This window comes from Pseudomonas sp. NMS19W (assembly GCF_051554255.1).
Lineage (GTDB): Bacteria > Pseudomonadota > Gammaproteobacteria > Pseudomonadales > Pseudomonadaceae > Aquipseudomonas > Aquipseudomonas kribbensis.
In genome coordinates this window covers 3,801,662-3,820,462 of record NZ_CP136718.1, presented here as the reverse complement: position 1 = coordinate 3,820,462, position 18,801 = coordinate 3,801,662, and the positions used below count along the sequence as shown (strand labels likewise).

Below are 18,801 nucleotides of genomic sequence, written 5' to 3'. Positions count from 1 at the left end.
GCAATCAATCGCGCTGATTTTATGGCTAAACACCCTGCAAGTAAAATTCCTATAGCGAAATTATTTATTGGAATAAGGACATAGCGCACCTCTATGGCCCTGTAGCCCATGCGTTGCGGGCATTAGCCGGGATTTCACGAATTATGTTTTGTAGGAAATGTAACGAACATAGTTGCCGCTAAATGATAATTAGTATCGTTTGGAGTGGTTTTGTAACTGTTTAGCGACTGGGCAGTTGGGAAGTTGTCTTATATCCGCGTTACTGCAAGTAGCGGCGGCGCCCGTTTTAACCGATTTTTGTGACGCGGATACCGCTCTGGATCAATGTTTCGCCTGAAAGGCTGTGCCAGCTCTGGGGCGTTCAGCGGGTCGCAGGCAAAAAAAACGCCCCGAACCAGTCGGGGCGTCAGTCTTTCGGCTATGCGGTTAGCTTTCTATACGGTCCGCACAGGCCGTTTACTCGGTGAAGTCGATCAGTGGAACTGTTCTTCTTCGGTCGAACCGGTCAGCGCGGTTACCGAGGACGTGCCACCCTGGATCACGGTGGTCATGTCATCGAAGTAGCCAGTGCCCACTTCCTGCTGGTGCGCCACGAAGGTGTAACCCTTGGCGGCGTCAGCGAATTCCTGCTCCTGCAGCTTCACGTAGGCAGTCATGTCGTTGCGGGCGTAGTCGTGCGCCAGGTTGAACATGCTGTGCCACATGTTGTGAATGCCGGCCAGGGTGATGAACTGGTGCTTGTAACCCATGGCGGACAGTTCGCGCTGGAACTTGGCGATGGTCGCGTCGTCCAGGTTTTTCTTCCAGTTGAAGGAAGGCGAGCAGTTGTACGACAGGATCTGGTCCGGGTATTCCTTCTTGATCGCTTCAGCGAAGCGACGGGCTTCGTCCAGGTCCGGCTTGGCGGTTTCGCACCAGATCAGGTCGGCGTACGGCGCGTAGGCCAGGCCACGGGCGATTGCCTGGTCCAGACCGGCACGCACCTTGTAAAAACCTTCCTGAGTGCGGGTGCCGGTTACGAACGGCTGGTCGTACGGGTCGCAGTCGGAAGTCAGCAGGTCGGCAGCGTTGGCGTCGGTACGGGCCAGGATGATGGTCGGTACACCGGCAACGTCGGCAGCCAGACGAGCAGCGGTCAGCTTCTGCACGGCTTCCTGGGTTGGAACCAGTACCTTGCCGCCCATGTGGCCGCATTTCTTCACGGAAGCCAGCTGGTCTTCGAAGTGAACGCCGGCGGCGCCTGCTTCGATCATGCTCTTCATCAGCTCGTAGGCGTTCAGTACGCCGCCGAAACCGGCTTCGGCGTCAGCCACGATCGGCGCGAAGTAGTCGATGTAGCCTTCGTCGCCCGGGTTCTTGCCGGCTTTCCACTGGATCTGGTCGGCACGACGGAACGAGTTGTTGATGCGCTTGACCACGGTTGGAACCGAGTCCACCGGGTACAGCGACTGATCCGGGTACATCGATTCGGCGGAGTTGTTGTCCGCAGCGACTTGCCAGCCCGACAGGTAGATTGCCTGGATACCGGCTTTAACCTGCTGTACAGCCTGGCCGCCGGTCAGGGCGCCCATGCAGTTGACGAAATCTTTCTCTGGGCGGAAGGACGGCTTGGCACCCTGGGTGACCAGGTTCCACAGCTTCTCGGCGCCCATTTTCGCAAAAGTGTGCTCTGGTTGAACCGAGCCACGCAGACGGACGACGTCAGCAGCGGAGTAATTGCGAGTCACGCCTTTCCAGCGCGGGTTTTCAGCCCAGTCTTTTTCAAGGGCTGCAATTTGCTGTTCGCGTGTCAGTGCCATGGAGATAAACCTCGTCGCGTCTTTATGAAAAGTTGTTCTGCGGTGGAAAATTCCTTGCGCTCGCTGACCAGAAGCTTAGGTGGTCAGGTCGGGTTCGGCGGGGCAGGCGACGGGATGAACGATGGGCTCGAGGGGAAGTGAGCAGGTAAAGGCGAACTGGCGGGCGCATTCGGGCGTCGTGGGCCTTTGTGCGAACTACAGTGTAAAGCCGGGTTACCTAATTACGCTTCCGTCCCTCGGGACAACTTCGTTCCAGTCGGCAACCTCGTCAAACACACCTTGTGGGCGGTACAGACACGAAACGGCTCGCGGGGATGGTTGCGAGCATCGCTTCGAAGGCCCTTGCCAGGGCCTCTGATTAGCGGGAGCGAGGCCATCATGCCTTCGCTTTTTTGGCTCGTCAAACGTTTTGTAGTGCTTTTTTTAAAGCACTACATCTTTCGTCTAATACGACTAATCAGTCAGTTTTTGGTGCTTTAGTCCAACGTATCGACTTTCACCCGCAACGTCATGTCATCCCGGCCTTGAGTCGAGTAGCTGCGGGCCAGGCCCTGTTTGTCGGCCTGAGTTTCGCGGTTCACGCCGGCCAGGGTGATCCATTCGCCCAAGCGTCCGGTGACAGTTGTGTCGGTGCTTTGCACGTTCACTACATCGGGACGTTCCTGGCTCATGCGGTCACGGTTGGTACTGATTGCCAGGTGAACGGTGTCACCGGTGACGCTGGCAGTGACGTAGAAGCCCTGGGTGACATTGCGATATTGGGTCTGGCTGCTGTAATCGCCGTAAGAGTTGGTCTGGCTGCTGGTGATCGGCACGCTCTGGCCGACCTGGATCAGGGCGGGTGCGCCTTCGCTGGCCTGAATCTGCTGAATGCCGCCGTCACGGCTGGCAGTGCTGTAGTTGATGATCCTGGTTTGCTGGTCGCCGGTGTTCTGTTGATTGTTTTCGTTGGTGTCGACAGTGATCAGCAGGCGTTTGGGGGCGGTATCGAGCTGCGTGAGCAGGGCTTTCAATGCCTGGATCTTGTCCGGCTCGGACTTGACGATCAGTTGATTGCCATAGGCGCTGACCTGGCCGTCCTTGCCGATGAAGTCCTGAGCCACCGGCAGCATGTCGGCGCTGGTGTGGTACTTGAGAGGCACGATTTCTGTGGCTGCCAGCACCGAAAAGCTGCAACCGAGCAGCAGGGTGGTGAGCAGGGTGCGTAGGGACATGTCCGTTATCTCCGCTTTCGAAAGGCTTGATATTGCCAGTTTGTCGGCCCGGGGTGGGGCAAGTTGAATCCTAGACAGCAAAACGCCCCGGCATCGGTCGATGGCGGGGCGTTTTTTGGTGCTCATCAAGCGTTATGCAGAATGGCGAACCATGTCGACATGCGGAATCCCGGCTTCCAGGAACTCTTCGCTGACCAGATTGAACCCCAGACGCTCATAGAACGCCGTGGCCTGCACCTGCGCGCTGAGCATCTGCTGCTTCAGTCCGCGAGTTTCAGCTTCGGCGATAACCGCCTGCATCAGCGCATCGCCGACCTTCAGTCCGCGCCAGTCCTTGAGCACCGAAACCCGGCCGATGTGCCCGTCGGGCAGCAGGCGGGCGGTGCCGATCGGAAAGTCGCCTTCGAAGGCCAGGAAATGCACCGCCGTTGCGTCATCGGCGTCCCACTCAAGCTCGGGTGGGACCGATTGTTCGGCAATGAACACCGTTTCGCGAATGCGGCGGATCTCGGCGTTGTCCTTTTGCCAGTCTGCAACACGTACGCGAATCTTATTCATCGTCGGCGAACCCCAGGCTGCCCTGTTTGACCAGTTCGCACAGCAGGCCACGACCATCTTCGTCGCTCAGCCAGTCGCCGAGGTTGTCGGTGTGCAGGGCGTCAGCCGAGCAGATCAGCTTCAGCAGCTCGCGCAGCTTGCCCGGCAGGTAACGGCTCTGGCCGCTGGCGAACAGCAGCAGATCGTCATCGACTTCCGACCACGCCAGGCGTGCGCTCGGGTTGCGGATCAGGATGGCGCCGTCTTCGAGGGCGCTGAGGAAGTCTTCTTCTTCGACTTCTTCCGGGCCGACCACCAGCTCTGGATAACGCGGCTCGGTCATGTACTGGCCGAACCAGGTCAGCAGCAGACGTTCGTCGCTCATGTGCTCGGCGAGCAGTGCTTTCAGGCGGCCGAGTGCATCGTGCTGGATCTGGTGCGGATCATCGCTGACCGGCTTCGCATCGGCATCGGTGTAACGCTCTTCGTCAGTCAGGAACTGGCTGAGGAAGTCGGTGAAGTGGGTCAGCACTTCGGCGGCGCTTGGTGCGCGGAAGCCGACCGAGTAGGTCATGCAGTCATCGACGGCCACGCCGCAGTGGGCCAGGCGCGGCGGCAGGTAGAGCATGTCGCCCGGTTCCAGGACCCACTCTTCGGTCTCGTGGAATTCGGCGAGGATGCGCAGGTCCGCATGTTGCAGCAGCGGGCTTTCGGAGTCGCACATCTGGCCGATTTTCCAGTTGCGCTTGCCGTGGCCTTGCAGCAGGAACACGTCGTAGTTGTCGAAGTGCGGGCCGACGCTGCCACCCGGGGCGGCGAAGCTGATCATCACGTCATCGACGCGCCAGCTCGGCAGGAAGCGGAAGTTTTCCAGCAGCTCGCTGACTTCCGGCACGAACTGATCGACGGCCTGCACCAGCAGGGTCCACTCGCGCTCCGGCAGTTTGCTGAATTCGTCTTCGGCGAACGGTCCGCGGCGCAGTTCCCATGGGCGCTCGCCGTGTTCGATCACCAGGCGCGATTCGACTTCTTCTTCCAGGGCCAGGCCGGCGAGTTCGTCGGCGTCGATCGGGCTTTCGAAATCAGGAATCGCCTGACGGATCAGCAGTGGTTTTTTCTGCCAGTAATCGCGCATGAATTCGCGCGCCGTAAGACCACCCAGAAGTTGAAGAGGAATATCGGGATTCATATGTAACCTATTGAAAAAAAGCATTTTTCAGACGGGAATAAAAACGCCCGGCGCGGCCGGGCGTCTCAAACGGGTCAAGCAGTCGATCAGATGCGTTTGGCTTGCGCTACAGCGTTGCCGATGTAGTTGGCCGGAGTCAGTTGCTTGAGCTCGGCTTTCGCAGCGGCCGGCATGTCCAGGCCATCGATGAAAGTCTGCAGCGCTTCAGGGCTGATGCCCTTGCCGCGAGTCAGTTCTTTCAGCTTCTCGTACGGGTTTTCGATGTTGTAGCGACGCATCACGGTCTGGATCGGCTCGGCCAGGACTTCCCAGCAAGCGTCCAGATCGGCAGCGATCTTGTCAGCGTTCAGTTCGAGCTTGCTGATGCCTTTGAGGCTGGCTTCGTACGCGATCACGCTGTGAGCGAAGCCGACGCCGAGGTTACGCAGTACGGTGGAGTCGGTCAGGTCGCGCTGCCAGCGGGAGATCGGCAGTTTGCTCGCCAGGTGCTGGAACAGCGCGTTGGCGATGCCCAGGTTGCCTTCGGAGTTTTCGAAGTCGATCGGGTTGACCTTGTGCGGCATGGTCGACGAACCGATTTCACCGGCGATGGTGCGCTGCTTGAAGTAACCCAGGGAGATGTAGCCCCAGATGTCACGGTCGAAGTCGATCAGGATGGTGTTGAAGCGCGCAATGGCGTCGAACAGCTCGGCGATGTAGTCGTGCGGCTCGATCTGCGTAGTGTACGGGTTGAAGGCCAGACCCAGCTCGTCTTCGATGAAGGCGCGGGCGTTGGCTTCCCAGTCGATCTGCGGGTAGGCCGACAGGTGAGCGTTGTAGTTGCCGACGGCGCCGTTGATCTTGCCCAGCAGCGGAACGGCAGCGACCTGAGCGATCTGACGCTCGAGGCGGTAAACCACGTTCGCCAGCTCTTTGCCCAAGGTGGTCGGGGAAGCCGGCTGACCGTGGGTGCGCGACAGCATTGGCACGTCGGCAAAGCGCAGGGCCAGTTCGCGGATGGCGTTGGCGGTCTGGCGCATCAGCGGCAGCATCACGTCGTCACGGCCTTCGCGCAGCATCAGGGCGTGGGACAGGTTGTTGATGTCCTCGCTGGTGCAGGCGAAGTGGATGAATTCGCTGACCTTGGCCAGTTCCGGCAGCTTGGCCGCCTGCTCCTTGAGCAGGTACTCGATCGCTTTCACGTCGTGGTTGGTGGTGCGCTCGATCTCTTTCACGCGCTCGGCGTGCTCCAGCGAGAAGTTCTCGGCCAGTTCGTTCAGAACGGCGTTGGCTTCGGCGGAGAAGGCTGGCACTTCCGGGATGCCGGCGTGAGCAGCCAGGCGCTGGAGCCAGCGTACTTCAACCAGAACGCGGGCACGGATCAGGCCGTACTCGCTGAAAATCGGGCGCAGGGCCTGGGTTTTGCCGGCGTAGCGGCCGTCAACAGGGGAAACCGCAGTGAGCGAAGAGAGCTGCATGGGGTGTTCTCGGACAGTCGGGCAACGAAATGGGGCGCGTATCATACATGAAAAAATCCGCCGGTCCGTCGCCAACTGACCGGCGTATTACGCGTTACAGACTACAAAGCTTTTATTGCGCGGCGATTTACTCGCTGCGCATCAACGGATACAGCTCTTTGAGCAGCTTGCGACGACTGATCACCAACTGCCAGCGATGACCGCCGAGCTGACGCCACAGGCGTGCCGAACGAATGCCGGCGAGCAGCAGGGCGCGAATCTTCGAGGCGTTGCTCGGCTGCTGCAGGTTGCGCATGTCGCCGTGCACCTGAATGCGTTGGCGCAGCGTGCTCAGGGTGTCCTGATACAACGCGCCACACGCGGCAATGACGTTTTCGTGGGCCGGGCCGAAATGCTCGACCTGCGACTGGATCTGCGGCAGACGCTTGCCGATCACGTCGAGCATGTCGTTGCGCTTGGCCAGTTGCCGCTCGAGGCCGAGCATCGACAAGGCGTAGCGCAATGGCTCGCGCTGCAAGGTGCTCGGGTCGCGTTCGAGGGCACCGATCAGCGCGCGGTAACCCTCGCGCAGATTGATGTCGTCGCCACCGTACACGTCCAGCGTGTCTTTCGGATCGCGAACCAGCAGGCTGCCGAGCATGCAGCTCAGGCCGGCCTCGTTGGTCTGGCCGGTCTTGGCGATCCGGTCGACCAGTACGGCGGCGAGAAACACGCCACCCAGAGCCGTCAATTGCTCCTGAGTCGGGTTCATGCCTGGCCGCTCCACGGCTCGGCGACTTCGATCACGCCGCCACCGAGGCAGATTTCTCCGTCATAGAACACCACTGACTGGCCCGGCGTGACCGCGCGTTGCGGCTCGTCGAACACGGCACGATAACCGGTCGCGGTTTTTCCCAGGGTGCAGGCCTGATCGCTCTGGCGATAACGGACCTTGGCAGTCAGGCGCAGCGGCTGGCTCAAATCGATCGGGTTGACCCAATAGATTTCCGAGGCGAGCAGGGCGCCGGAGAACAGCCACGGATGGTTGTTGCCCTGGCCGACGATCAGCTCGTTGGTATCCAGATCCTTGCGCAGCACGTACCACGGCTCGTCGCCGGCGTCTTTCAGACCGCCGATGCCCAGGCCCTGGCGTTGACCGATGGTGTGGTACATCAGACCGTGGTGACGGCCGATGACTTCGCCTTCGGTGGTCTTGATCTCGCCCGGTTGCGCCGGCAGGTATTGCTTGAGGAAATCGCTGAAACGACGCTCGCCGATGAAGCAGATCCCGGTGGAATCCTTCTTCTTGGCGGTGGCCAGCTCGTATTTCTCGGCAATCGCACGGACTTCCGGTTTTTCCAGCTCGCCGACCGGGAACAGGGTCTTGGCGATCTGTTCGCCGCCGACGGCGTGCAGGAAGTAGCTCTGGTCCTTGTTCGGATCCAGGCCCTTGAGCAGTTCGGTGCGGCCATCGATGTCGCGGCGGCGCACGTAGTGGCCGGTGGCGATCAGGTCGGCGCCGAGCATCATGGCGTAGTCGAGGAACGCCTTGAACTTGATCTCGCGGTTGCACAGGATGTCCGGGTTCGGCGTGCGGCCGGCCTTGTATTCGGCCAGGAAATGCTCGAACACGTTGTCCCAGTACTCGGCGGCGAAGTTGGCGGTGTGCAGCTTGATACCGATCTTGTCGCACACGGCCTGAGCATCCGCCAGGTCGTCCATGGCGGTGCAGTATTCCGTTCCGTCGTCTTCTTCCCAGTTCTTCATGAACAGGCCTTCCACCTCATAACCCTGCTCGATCAGCAGGAGAGCGGAAACGGAAGAGTCCACGCCGCCGGACATGCCGACAATGACGCGCTTCTTGGATGTGTCAGAAGGGGCTGGATCACGCATAGGGATTCAATGAGTGTCTTGAAAAAGGACGCGATTCTATCAGGCTCACGGCCTCAAGGCTAAAGGGAAGGGCGGATCAGTTCGAGACCGAAGCGATTGCCGGCCAGATAATCATCGATGCAGCGGATGATCAGCTCGCTGCGCCAGTTGTCGCGCTGGGCCAATAATTCGTCGCGGGTCAGCCACTTGGCGCCGACGATGCCGTCGTCCAGTTGGTAATCCGGGCGGTGTTTGATGGCTTTGGCGCTGAAGCATACGCGCTGGTAAGTCACGCCGTTGCTCGGCGCGGTGTACAGATAAATGCCGATGACGGCGGTGGGTTCGACGTCCCAGCCGGTTTCTTCGAGGGTTTCCCGCACGGCGGCTTCGATCAGGGTTTCGTCCGGATCCAGATGGCCGGCGGGCTGATTGAGCACGTTACGGCCAGCCTTGTGTTCCTCGACCATCAGGAAACGACCATTGTCCTCGACGATAGTGGCGACGGTGATGTGGGGGAGCCATTGCATTGATTGAATCTCCTGGGCGGAAGGCAGAAACACAAACCCCGGCGCATGGCCGGGGTTTGTGATGTTCCCTTTACAACCTTATACCAGCGCAGCGATGGCCGCGTTGAGGGTTGCGCTCGGGCGCATGGCCTTGCTGATCAGCTCGGCATTGGCGTGGTAATAACCGCCGATGTCCACTGGCTTGCCTTGAACGGCGTTGAGCTCGGCGACGATGGTCGCTTCGTTCTCGGTCAGGGTCTTGGCCAGGGTTGCGAACTGCGCTTGCAGTGCGGCGTCTTCGGTCTGGGCAGCCAGGGCTTGTGCCCAGTACATGGCCAGATAGAAGTGGCTGCCGCGGTTGTCGATGTTGCCGACTTTGCGCGATGGCGACTTGTTGTTGTCCAGGAACTGGCCGGTGGCCTGGTCCAGGGTCTTGGACAGAACCAGCGCTTTCGGGTTGTTGTAGTTCACACCCAGGTGTTCGAGAGAGGCGGCCAGGGCCAGGAATTCACCCAGCGAATCCCAGCGCAGGAAGTTCTCTTCGACCAGTTGCTGCACGTGCTTCGGAGCCGAACCGCCGGCGCCGGTTTCGAACAGGCCACCGCCGTTCATCAGCGGCACGATCGACAGCATCTTGGCGCTGGTGCCCAGCTCCATGATCGGGAACAGGTCGGTCAGGTAGTCGCGCAGTACGTTGCCGGTCACCGAAATAGTGTCCTTGCCTTCGCGAGTGCGCTGCAGGGTGTATTTCATGGCATCGACCGGCGCCATGATCTGGATGTCCAGACCGGCGGTGTCGTGATCCTTCAGGTAAGCCTGAACCTTCTCGATCACCACGCCGTCGTGGGCACGCATCGGGTCCAGCCAGAAAATGGCCGGAGTGCTGCTTGCGCGAGCGCGGTTGACAGCCAGTTTGACCCAGTCCTGGATCGGCGCGTCTTTGGTCTGGCACATGCGGAAGATGTCGCCGGCTTCGACAGCCTGTTCCATCAGCAGGGTGCCCTTGCTGTCGGTCACGCGAACCACGCCATCGGCCTTGATCTGGAAAGTCTTGTCGTGGGAACCGTATTCTTCAGCCTTTTTGGCCATCAGACCAACGTTTGGCACGCTGCCCATGGTGGTCGGATCGAAAGCGCCATTGGCTTTGCAATCTTCGATCACGGCCTGATAGATGGTGGCGTAGCAGCGATCCGGGATCACGGCCTTGGTGTCGTGCAGTTGGCCGTCGGTGCCCCACATCTTGCCGGAGTCACGGATCATGGCCGGCATCGAGGCGTCGACGATGACGTCGCTCGGCACGTGCAGGTTGGTGATGCCTTTGTCGGAGTTGACCATCGCCAGCGACGGACGAACGGCGTAGACCGCTTGCACGTCAGCTTCGATCTGGGCTTGCTGCTCGGCCGGCAGGGATTTGATGCGGGCGTACAGGTCGCCGATGCCGTTGTTCAGGTTGAAGCCGATTTCGGCCAGCACGTCGGCGTGCTTGGTCAGGGCGTCCTTGTAGAACTCGGCAACGATCTGGCCGAACATGATCGGGTCGGAGACCTTCATCATGGTGGCTTTCAGGTGAACCGACAGCAACACGCCTTGTTGCTTGGCGCTGTCGATTTCAGCGGCGATGAACGCGCGCAGGGCTTTTTTGCTCATCACGGAGCAGTCGAGGATCTCGCCCGCCTGAACGGTGGTTTTTTCCTTCAGGACGGTAGCGGTACCGTCTTTGGCGATCAGCTCGATCTTCACAGCGTCAGCGGCGTCGATCAGGGCAGCCTTTTCGCTGCCGTAGAAATCGCCGGTGCTCATGTGAGCGACGTGGGACTTGGAGTCCTTGGCCCAGGCGCCCATTTTGTGCGGGTGCTTGCGAGCGTAGTTCTTGACCGACAGCGGAGCGCGGCGGTCGGAGTTGCCTTCACGCAGAACCGGGTTCACGGCGCTGCCCTTGACCTTGTCGTAACGCGCCTTGGCGTCTTTGTCGGCGTCGCTGGTCACGGTTTCCGGGTAGTCCGGCAGGTTGTAGCCCTGGGCTTGCAATTCTTTGATCGCGGCTTGCAGTTGCGGAACCGAGGCGCTGATGTTCGGCAGCTTGATGATGTTGGCTTCAGGCGTAACGGCCAGGTCGCCCAGTTCGGCGAGGTGGTCGGCTACGGCTTTGTCGCCCAGTTGCTCGGGGAAGCTGGCCAGAATACGTGCTGCAAGAGAGATATCGCGGGTTTCCACGGCGATATCGGCCGAAGCGGTGTAAGCCTCGATGATCGGCAGCAGGGAATAGGTGGCGAGGGCTGGAGCTTCGTCGGTGAAGGTATAGATGATCTTCGAGCGGGTGGGCATATTCGGATTAACTCTCTCTTCTTTGCTAAAGCGTGCGCAGAAACTCGAGGGGCGCCGGGTAAGCGCGTTCGTTCAAAGTCATCCATGAACCGAATGTCGAGAATCTTCGCGGTGATGTTGGGTGCATCAGTAGAGCGTCAAGCAGTCGGACTGCGGTAACAACCCGACCAATCAGGCGGAAAGTCTCGTGCTAGAGAGGCCAGCCGTCGTGACCCTTTGGTCAGCGGGCGGCATTATACATAGGTAGCTGGCAATCTGCCGATGGTTCATATGCAACGATTCTCGTCCATTGGTCTAAAGGTCGCAGGGCGGGGTGGGGCGTAGAGTCGCCGTGAATGCTTGAGATTGGCGCTTTTCCCTTTGCTTTCAGGCTTGTACGAAACGAGATGTGGCCGCGCCCGGAACAGAGGGTTTGCGTGTTGATTCAACTGGGTTACGCTCGAACCAAGCCAGATGTTCAATCCAAACAATGGAGTTCAGCATGGGTTACAAGAAGATTCAGGTTCCAGCCGTCGGCGACAAAATCACCGTCAACGCAGACCATTCTCTCAATGTCCCTGATAACCCGATCATTCCCTTCATTGAAGGTGACGGCATTGGCGTCGACGTCAGCCCTGTGATGATCAAAGTGGTTGATGCTGCCGTGGCCAAGGCCTACGGGGGCAAGCGCAAGATTTCCTGGATGGAGGTTTATGCTGGCGAAAAAGCAACTCAAGTCTATGACCAGGACACCTGGCTGCCCCAGGAAACCCTGGACGCCGTTAAAGATTACGTGGTTTCCATCAAGGGCCCGCTGACCACCCCGGTCGGTGGCGGCATCCGCTCCCTCAACGTTGCCCTGCGTCAACAGCTCGATCTCTATGTCTGCCTGCGCCCTGTGGTGTGGTTCGAAGGCGTGCCAAGCCCGGTGAAAAAGCCTGGCGACGTCGACATGGTGATCTTCCGCGAGAACTCCGAAGACATTTATGCCGGTATCGAATGGAAGGCCGGCTCTCCCGAGGCCACCAAGGTCATCAAGTTCCTGAAAGAAGAAATGGGCGTCACCAAGATCCGTTTCGACCAGGATTGCGGTATCGGCATCAAGCCGGTTTCGAAAGAAGGCACCAAGCGTCTGGTACGCAAGGCCCTGCAATACGTGGTGGACAATGACCGCAAGTCGCTGACCATCGTGCACAAGGGCAACATCATGAAATTCACTGAAGGTGCCTTCAAGGACTGGGGCTATGAAGTGGCGCGGGATGAATTCGGCGCCGAGCTGCTGGATGGCGGCCCGTGGATGAAATTCAAGAACCCGAAAACCGGTCGCGAAGTCATCGTCAAGGACGCCATCGCCGACGCCATGCTCCAGCAGATTCTGCTGCGCCCGGCCGAATACGATGTGATCGCCACCCTTAACTTGAACGGTGACTACCTGTCCGACGCCCTGGCGGCGGAAGTGGGCGGTATCGGTATCGCGCCGGGCGCCAACCTGTCCGACACCGTAGCCATGTTCGAGGCGACTCACGGTACCGCGCCGAAGTATGCCGGCAAGGACCAGGTCAACCCGGGCTCGGTGATTCTGTCCGCCGAGATGATGCTGCGCCACCTGGGTTGGACCGAGGCGGCTGATCTGATCATCAAGGGCACCAACGGCGCGATCAAGGCCAAGACCGTGACCTACGACTTCGAACGTCTGATGGAAGGCGCCACGCTGGTGTCGTCGTCGGGCTTCGGTGAGGCGATCGTCAAGCACATGTAAGAAAGGCAGCTGCAACGAAACCGCCCGGCTCGAGTGATCGAGCCGGGCGGTTTGTTTTCTGGCAGGTGTTCTGGTTGCTTCAGCTGGTCACTGACTGGTGATGAGCTGTTGGCGAGACGGCGTCTTTTGCGGCCTCGACATTCTGAATTTTTGTGGCGTGCAGGCCTTTGGGCCCTTGCACGATCTCGAATTTGACGATTTGCCCGGCTTTGAGGGTTTTGTATCCGTCCATTTCAATGGCGGAGTAGTGCGCAAAGAAATCGATTTCCTTGCCGTCCTCATCTTTCCCCTCGCGGGCGTCGGTGTTGATGAAACCGAACCCCTTGGCATTGTTGAACCATTTCACCTTGCCGACAACCATGCTCAAATCCCTCTGCAACAGTCTCCATCGCTGGAGTATCATCCAATTCATCCGCAATCGAATCCGTTAAAAAGATTGACTCCGCGGATCTTTTTTACCCACTGTGGGTTCTATTGGTTGTAACACCGTTTTCCCGATAGTCAAGGTGACCGGGCAGTCGGAGTTGAAAACGTGTCAAGCCGCCCCCACCACTGTATTTGCACAACTGACGAACCTTTCTTTCCATGCATGCAATCAGCCAGATTCGACTAACATTCAATCAGGATCGCCCGCTTCTCCAAAAGGATCTCCCACAGGAGCACGACGACGATTCGGCAGGCGTTGCTGTTCAGGAAGCAAAGCCTGCGTTACAGGCGCCGCCGATGTACAAGGTGGTTTTGTTTAATGATGACTACACACCGATGGATTTCGTCGTCGAAGTGCTCGAGGTGTTTTTTAACCTGAATCGCGAGCTGGCGACCAAGGTCATGCTGGCCGTCCACACAGAAGGGCGGGCAGTATGTGGAGTGTTTACCCGCGACATCGCCGAGACAAAGGCCATGCAGGTCAACCAGTACGCCAGGGAAAGCCAGCATCCGCTACTCTGTGAAATCGAGAAGGACGGTTAATCGCCGACCACTTGGGTATGAGGTGAAGCTATGTTAAACCGCGAGCTCGAAGTCACCCTCAATCTTGCCTTCAAGGAGGCTCGTTCGAAGCGTCATGAGTTCATGACCGTCGAACACCTGCTGCTGGCCCTATTGGACAATGAGGCTGCCGCCACCGTATTGCGTGCCTGCGGCGCAAACCTCGACAAACTCAAGCACGACCTGCAGGAGTTCATCGACTCCACCACGCCGCTGATCCCCGTCCATGACGAAGATCGCGAAACCCAGCCAACCCTGGGCTTCCAGCGTGTGCTGCAACGTGCTGTCTTTCATGTACAGAGCTCGGGCAAGCGCGAAGTAACCGGCGCCAATGTGCTGGTTGCAATCTTCAGTGAGCAAGAGAGTCAGGCAGTGTTCCTGCTGAAGCAGCAGAGCGTTGCACGAATCGATGTCGTCAACTATATCGCCCATGGCATTTCCAAAGTGCCGGGGCATGGCGATCACTCTGAAGGTGAACAAGATATGCAGGACGACGAGGGCGGTGAGTCTTCTTCTTCAGGCAATCCGCTGGATGCGTATGCCAGCAACCTCAACGAACTCGCACGCCAGGGCCGGATCGATCCGCTGGTCGGGCGTGAAACGGAAGTCGAGCGTGTCGCGCAGATTCTCGCGCGGCGTCGCAAGAACAATCCGTTGCTGGTAGGCGAGGCAGGCGTGGGTAAAACCGCGATTGCCGAAGGCCTGGCCAAGCGCATTGTCGACAACCAGGTGCCGGACCTGCTGGCCAACAGCGTCGTTTATTCCCTCGATCTGGGCGCCTTGCTCGCAGGCACCAAATATCGCGGTGATTTCGAGAAGCGCTTCAAGGCGTTGCTCGGAGAGCTGAAAAAACGTCCGCAGGCGATTCTGTTCATCGACGAGATTCACACCATCATCGGTGCGGGTGCTGCGTCCGGTGGCGTCATGGATGCCTCGAACCTGCTCAAGCCGCTGCTGTCGTCGGGTGACATTCGCTGCATCGGTTCGACCACGTTCCAGGAATTCCGTGGCATCTTCGAAAAAGACCGTGCCCTGGCACGTCGCTTTCAGAAGGTCGATGTGGTCGAGCCGTCGGTGGAAGACACCATCGGTATCCTGCGTGGCCTGAAAGGGCGTTTCGAGCAGCACCACAACATCGAGTACAGCGATGAGTCGTTGCGCGCCGCAGCAGAGCTGGCCTCGCGCTACATCAATGACCGGCATATGCCGGACAAGGCCATCGATGTGATCGACGAGGCGGGCGCCTACCAGCGTCTGCAACCGGTCGACAAGCGCGTGAAGCGCATCGACGTGCCGCAGGTCGAGGACATCGTGGCGAAGATCGCACGTATTCCGCCAAAACACGTCACCAGTTCCGACAAGGAGCTGCTGCGTAACCTGGAGCGCGACCTGAAGCTGACGGTGTTTGGTCAGGATGCGGCGATCGATTCGCTGTCGACTGCGATCAAGCTGTCCCGTGCGGGCCTCAAGTCGCCGGACAAGCCAGTCGGTTCGTTCCTGTTCGCCGGGCCTACCGGTGTCGGTAAAACCGAGGCTGCGCGGCAATTGGCCAAGGCGCTGGGGATCGAACTGGTTCGCTTCGACATGTCCGAGTACATGGAGCGCCACACCGTATCGCGTCTGATCGGTGCGCCTCCGGGGTATGTCGGTTTCGATCAGGGCGGTCTGTTGACCGAGGCGATTACCAAGCAACCGCATTGCGTGTTGCTGCTCGATGAAATCGAGAAAGCGCATCCGGAAGTCTTCAACCTGCTGCTGCAGGTGATGGATCACGGTACGCTGACCGACAACAACGGGCGCAAGGCGGATTTCCGCAACGTGATCGTGATCATGACCACCAACGCCGGTGCCGAAACTGCGGCGCGTGCTTCGATCGGTTTCACTCATCAGGACCACTCGTCCGATGCGATGGAAGTGATCAAGAAGAGCTTCACGCCGGAATTCCGCAACCGCCTGGACACCATCATTCAATTTGGTCGCCTCAGTCACGAGGTCATCAAAAGCGTGGTGGACAAGTTCCTCACCGAACTTCAGGCGCAGCTGGAAGACAAGCGGGTGCTGCTGGAAGTTACCGACGCGGCGCGCAGCTGGCTCGCGGCCGGTGGTTACGACTCGGCAATGGGCGCTCGCCCAATGGCGCGTCTGATCCAGGACAAGATCAAGCGTCCACTGGCGGAGGAGATTCTGTTTGGCGAACTGGCCGAGCATGGCGGTGTGGTTCACATCGACATCAAGGATGGTGAGTTGACGTTTGACTTCGAGACTACGGCGGAAATGGCCTGATGGTTGTTGGTCTGTTGTAAAGCGAAAGGCGCCTTCGGGCGCCTTTTTGTTGTCTGGTTGTTGGGTGTGAATATCCGTTTCTTCGGGTGCTGCGGCTTATGGTTCCGCCCTTACGGCGGGTCACTTTTGGCAAACGCCCGGAATGCCGGCCCAGCCAAAAGTAACCAAAAGGTCTCTACCCTGACGTACGGCCCCTCGCTGAGGCTCGGGGTTCCTTCGCTCCGGGATCGATCCGGGGGCATCGCCTACGGTTTGCTTCGCTGCACCTCCTCTCGATGCATGCGGCTTCGCCGCACGGTCGCTGCGCTCCCACCCCCGGATCAATCCCTCCACTCAGCCTGTCGACGGGCCCTGCGATCAAAAGCGGTACTCGAGCTAACGCTCATCGTTTTGAGTGGGGATGAGCGGGGCGTGTTCGGCTTTGGTTTTGTGGTGGGTTTACCCCTCACCCCAACCCTCTCCCCGAGGAGAGGGAGCCGATTTCTGTGCTTTTCAAAGCCTGAGTTCGACTCGGTATTGCACGTCGGCGTAGCTCTGCCATACGCCTCGATCAGTTCCCTCTCCCTCCGGGAGAGGGCTAGGGTGAGGGGCTCTTGATCTGGCTTTCGCTCTGGCTCTGGCTTTTGATTTTTTGCCCCTTCGGCAGGCCGAGCGGAGGTGTCCATCAGGGGGTAGGCGCGCAGCGACCGTGCGGCGAAGCCGCATACATCGAGAGGAGGTGCAGCGAAGCAAACCGTAGGCGATGCCCCCTGATGGACATCGTAGCGAGGAACACTGAGCCTAAGCGAAGTGCCGTACGCCGGGGCCAAGACTTTTTGGTTACTTTTGGCTGGGCCGGCATTCCGGGCGTTTGTCAAAAGTGACTCGCTGTAAGAGCGAAACCGCCAGCGGCAGCTCCCGAAGCAACGGATATGCCCCCAAAACTCAAGCGCAAAGAACCAAAACCCAGACAAACAAAAACGCCCGGCATTAAGCCGGGCGTCTTGTATTGACTTGATTAGCGAGCGCGGTAAGTAATACGCCCTTTGCTCAAGTCATAGGGCGTCAGCTCGACGCGCACTTTGTCACCGGTAAGAATACGAATGTAGTTCTTGCGCATCTTGCCGGAAATATGCGCGGTTACGACGTGCCCATTTTCCAACTCCACACGAAACATGGTGTTGGGCAGGGTGTCGACGACAGTGCCTTCCATTTCGAAGCTGTCTTCTTTCGACATGCAGTAAAGCCCTCGGTATCCAATGAATGGCCCGGTGCAACTGCGCCAGGCAAAAGCGGCGTGCATTGTGCCCGAAAAATGGGGTTTACGCCAAGGGGTTTAGGGCTTGCATTCAGTTCAGGATGACCCAGCGCTGATTAATCAGCAGTTCGATAGGTCGATATTGGGTCTTGTAGTTCATCTTTTTGCAGTTTTTGATCCAGTAACCCAGGTACACCGCGTCGAGCCCCAGCCGCTGGGCTTCGCCGATCTGCCAGAGGATGGCGTAGCGTCCCAGGCTGCGACGTTCTTCCTCTGGTTCGTAAAAGGTGTAGACCGCCGACAGGCCGTTGGGCAGCAGGTCGGTGACAGCGACGGCGAGCAACCGTCCGTCGAGCCGGAACTCGTAGAAGCGTGAGAAGGGCAGGTCGCGAACCAGAAAAGTCGAGAATTGATCACGGCTCGGCGGGTACATGTCGCCGTCGGCATGACGCTGTTCGATGTAGCGCTGATAAAGATCGAAATACTCTTCGCTGAAGGCCGGTTTGACCGGGCGTACCTGCAAGTCGGCGTTGCGTTTGAAAATGCGCTTTTGTTGGCGATTCGGGTTGAACTGCGCGACCGGAATGCGCGCAGGCACGCAGGCATTGCAGTTCTGGCAATGCGGGCGGTACAGATGATCGCCGCTGCGACGAAAGCCCATTTCCGACAGGTCTGCGTAGACATGCACATCCATGGGCTGGCTCGGATCGAGAAACAGGGTCGTGGCCTGTTCCTCGGGCAGATAACTGCAGGAATGAGGCTGAGTGGCATAAAACTTCAACCGCGCCAACTCGGTCATGATCAACCCTCAGGGAAGCTGGTGAATTAAGTGTAAGCCACGCGCGCAAAAGTCGCTCAGCAAACCCAGGTGGCCAGGTTGGGCCGATCGAGGTGCCGGGCCAGATATTCGGCAAAGGCGGGGCGGGAAATTGCCCGCGCGCCCAGGCTGTGCAGATGATCGGTAGGCATCTGGCAGTCGATCAGCACGAACCCCGAGTCTTTCAGGTGCCGCACCAGCGTGGCAAAGCCGTACTTGGAGGCATTGTCGGCACGACTGAACATCGATTCGCCGAAAAACAGCTGCCCCATCGCCAGACCATAGAGGCCGCCGACCAGTTTGCCCTCATCCCACACTTCCACTGAATGGGCGAAGCCCCGCTGGTGCAGTTCAATGTAGGCATCCTGCATCGCCTCGGTGATCCAGGTGCCATCGGCGTAATCCCGTGGTGCGGCGCAGGCGCGGATAACCGCTTCGAAGTCCTGATCGAAGGTCACTTGGTAGCGTTGCTGGCGCAGCAGTTTGCCGAGGCTGCGCGAGATATGCAGTTCGTCGGGAAACAATACGGTGCGCGGATCCGGCGACCACCAGAGGATGGGCTGTCCTTCGGAGAACCACGGAAAGCAACCGTGGCGATAGGCCTGGATCAGGCGATCGGCGGACAGATCACCGCCGGCCGCCAGCAATCCGTTGGGATCGCGCATGGCCTTTTCCAGTGGCGGGAAAGTCAGTGAATTGCGTTGTAACCAAGTCAGCATGGCGTCCAGGCTTGCAGAAGGGGAGGGCGGTGGGCGGCGGGGCCCGTTGCAAAGTGTGCCGTTAAATGACGCGAATGTCCTCCCGAACCTGCGCGAAGTCGACGCTGCTGCAACTTGCCTTCCGGGATGCGGTCGTAGACGG

General features: G+C 59.1%; 16 protein-coding genes. 3 read left to right on the top strand and 13 right to left on the bottom strand.

The window, feature by feature from the left end:
- Positions 1-473: 473 nt before the first annotated feature.
- From aceA to R1A29_RS17365, 9 genes are all read right to left on the bottom strand, one after another.
- On the bottom strand, positions 474-1,799 hold the full coding sequence (gene aceA, locus R1A29_RS17405; protein WP_011334956.1) for an isocitrate lyase: 1,326 nt from the start codon (positions 1,797-1,799) through the stop codon (positions 474-476).
- Positions 1,800-2,275: 476 nt separating this feature from the next.
- The gene (locus R1A29_RS17400; protein ID WP_438299048.1) at positions 2,276-3,013 is read right to left on the bottom strand and encodes a secretin N-terminal domain-containing protein; all 738 of its coding nucleotides are present in this window, start codon (positions 3,011-3,013) and stop codon (positions 2,276-2,278) included.
- 132 nt (positions 3,014-3,145) lie between these two features.
- Complete coding sequence (locus tag R1A29_RS17395) at positions 3,146-3,571, bottom strand: GNAT family N-acetyltransferase (protein ID WP_438299047.1); 426 nt, start codon at positions 3,569-3,571, stop codon at positions 3,146-3,148.
- On the bottom strand, positions 3,564-4,739 hold the full coding sequence (locus R1A29_RS17390) for a ribosomal protein uL16 3-hydroxylase (RefSeq protein ID WP_114884016.1): 1,176 nt from the start codon (positions 4,737-4,739) through the stop codon (positions 3,564-3,566). Before R1A29_RS17390 ends, R1A29_RS17395 begins: the two co-directional genes overlap by 8 nt.
- An 86-nt stretch (positions 4,740-4,825) precedes the next feature.
- On the bottom strand, positions 4,826-6,196 hold the full coding sequence (gene purB, locus R1A29_RS17385) for an adenylosuccinate lyase (protein ID WP_085712387.1): 1,371 nt from the start codon (positions 6,194-6,196) through the stop codon (positions 4,826-4,828).
- Positions 6,197-6,323: 127 nt separating this feature from the next.
- The gene (hflD, locus tag R1A29_RS17380; RefSeq protein ID WP_438299046.1) at positions 6,324-6,947 is read right to left on the bottom strand and encodes a high frequency lysogenization protein HflD; all 624 of its coding nucleotides are present in this window, start codon (positions 6,945-6,947) and stop codon (positions 6,324-6,326) included.
- A complete protein-coding gene (gene mnmA / locus R1A29_RS17375; protein ID WP_438299045.1) occupies positions 6,944-8,068 on the bottom strand; it encodes a tRNA 2-thiouridine(34) synthase MnmA in 1,125 nt (374 codons plus the stop codon). Before mnmA ends, hflD begins: the two co-directional genes overlap by 4 nt.
- Positions 8,069-8,127: 59 nt before the next feature.
- On the bottom strand, positions 8,128-8,574 hold the full coding sequence (locus R1A29_RS17370; RefSeq protein WP_438299044.1) for an NUDIX hydrolase: 447 nt from the start codon (positions 8,572-8,574) through the stop codon (positions 8,128-8,130).
- Between the two features lie 78 nt (positions 8,575-8,652).
- On the bottom strand, positions 8,653-10,878 hold the full coding sequence (locus R1A29_RS17365) for an NADP-dependent isocitrate dehydrogenase (protein WP_114884013.1): 2,226 nt from the start codon (positions 10,876-10,878) through the stop codon (positions 8,653-8,655).
- A 481-nt stretch (positions 10,879-11,359) separates the two neighbouring features.
- On the opposite strand from R1A29_RS17365, the gene icd reads away from it, so the two are divergent.
- Complete coding sequence (icd, locus tag R1A29_RS17360; protein ID WP_085712383.1) at positions 11,360-12,616, top strand: NADP-dependent isocitrate dehydrogenase; 1,257 nt, start codon at positions 11,360-11,362, stop codon at positions 12,614-12,616.
- A gap of 79 nt (positions 12,617-12,695) precedes the next feature.
- Here icd and R1A29_RS17355 read toward each other — a convergent pair whose 3' ends face one another.
- A complete protein-coding gene (locus tag R1A29_RS17355; protein ID WP_438299043.1) occupies positions 12,696-12,977 on the bottom strand; it encodes a cold shock domain-containing protein in 282 nt (93 codons plus the stop codon).
- Between the two features lie 224 nt (positions 12,978-13,201).
- Here R1A29_RS17355 and clpS point away from each other — a divergent pair, with 224 nt between their 5' ends.
- Together clpS and clpA are read left to right on the top strand one after the other, a co-directional pair.
- The gene (gene clpS / locus R1A29_RS17350; RefSeq protein ID WP_011334948.1) at positions 13,202-13,585 is read left to right on the top strand and encodes an ATP-dependent Clp protease adapter ClpS; all 384 of its coding nucleotides are present in this window, start codon (positions 13,202-13,204) and stop codon (positions 13,583-13,585) included.
- 30 nt (positions 13,586-13,615) lie between these two features.
- Positions 13,616-15,886, top strand: a complete 2,271-nt coding sequence (gene clpA / locus R1A29_RS17345) for an ATP-dependent Clp protease ATP-binding subunit ClpA (RefSeq protein WP_085712381.1) — start codon at positions 13,616-13,618, stop codon at positions 15,884-15,886.
- Between the two features lie 997 nt (positions 15,887-16,883).
- Here clpA and infA read toward each other — a convergent pair.
- The 3 genes from infA to aat form a co-directional block, all read right to left on the bottom strand.
- Positions 16,884-17,102 (bottom strand): translation initiation factor IF-1, encoded by a 219-nt coding sequence (gene infA, locus R1A29_RS17340; RefSeq protein ID WP_002553999.1) that lies wholly within the window; start codon positions 17,100-17,102, stop codon positions 16,884-16,886.
- 112 nt (positions 17,103-17,214) lie between these two features.
- Positions 17,215-17,922: an arginyltransferase gene (locus R1A29_RS17335; protein ID WP_438299042.1), complete on the bottom strand. Its 708-nt coding sequence runs from the start codon at positions 17,920-17,922 to the stop codon at positions 17,215-17,217.
- Between the two features lie 56 nt (positions 17,923-17,978).
- The gene (gene aat, locus R1A29_RS17330; RefSeq protein WP_438299041.1) at positions 17,979-18,659 is read right to left on the bottom strand and encodes a leucyl/phenylalanyl-tRNA--protein transferase; all 681 of its coding nucleotides are present in this window, start codon (positions 18,657-18,659) and stop codon (positions 17,979-17,981) included.
- Positions 18,660-18,801 lie beyond the last annotated feature (142 nt).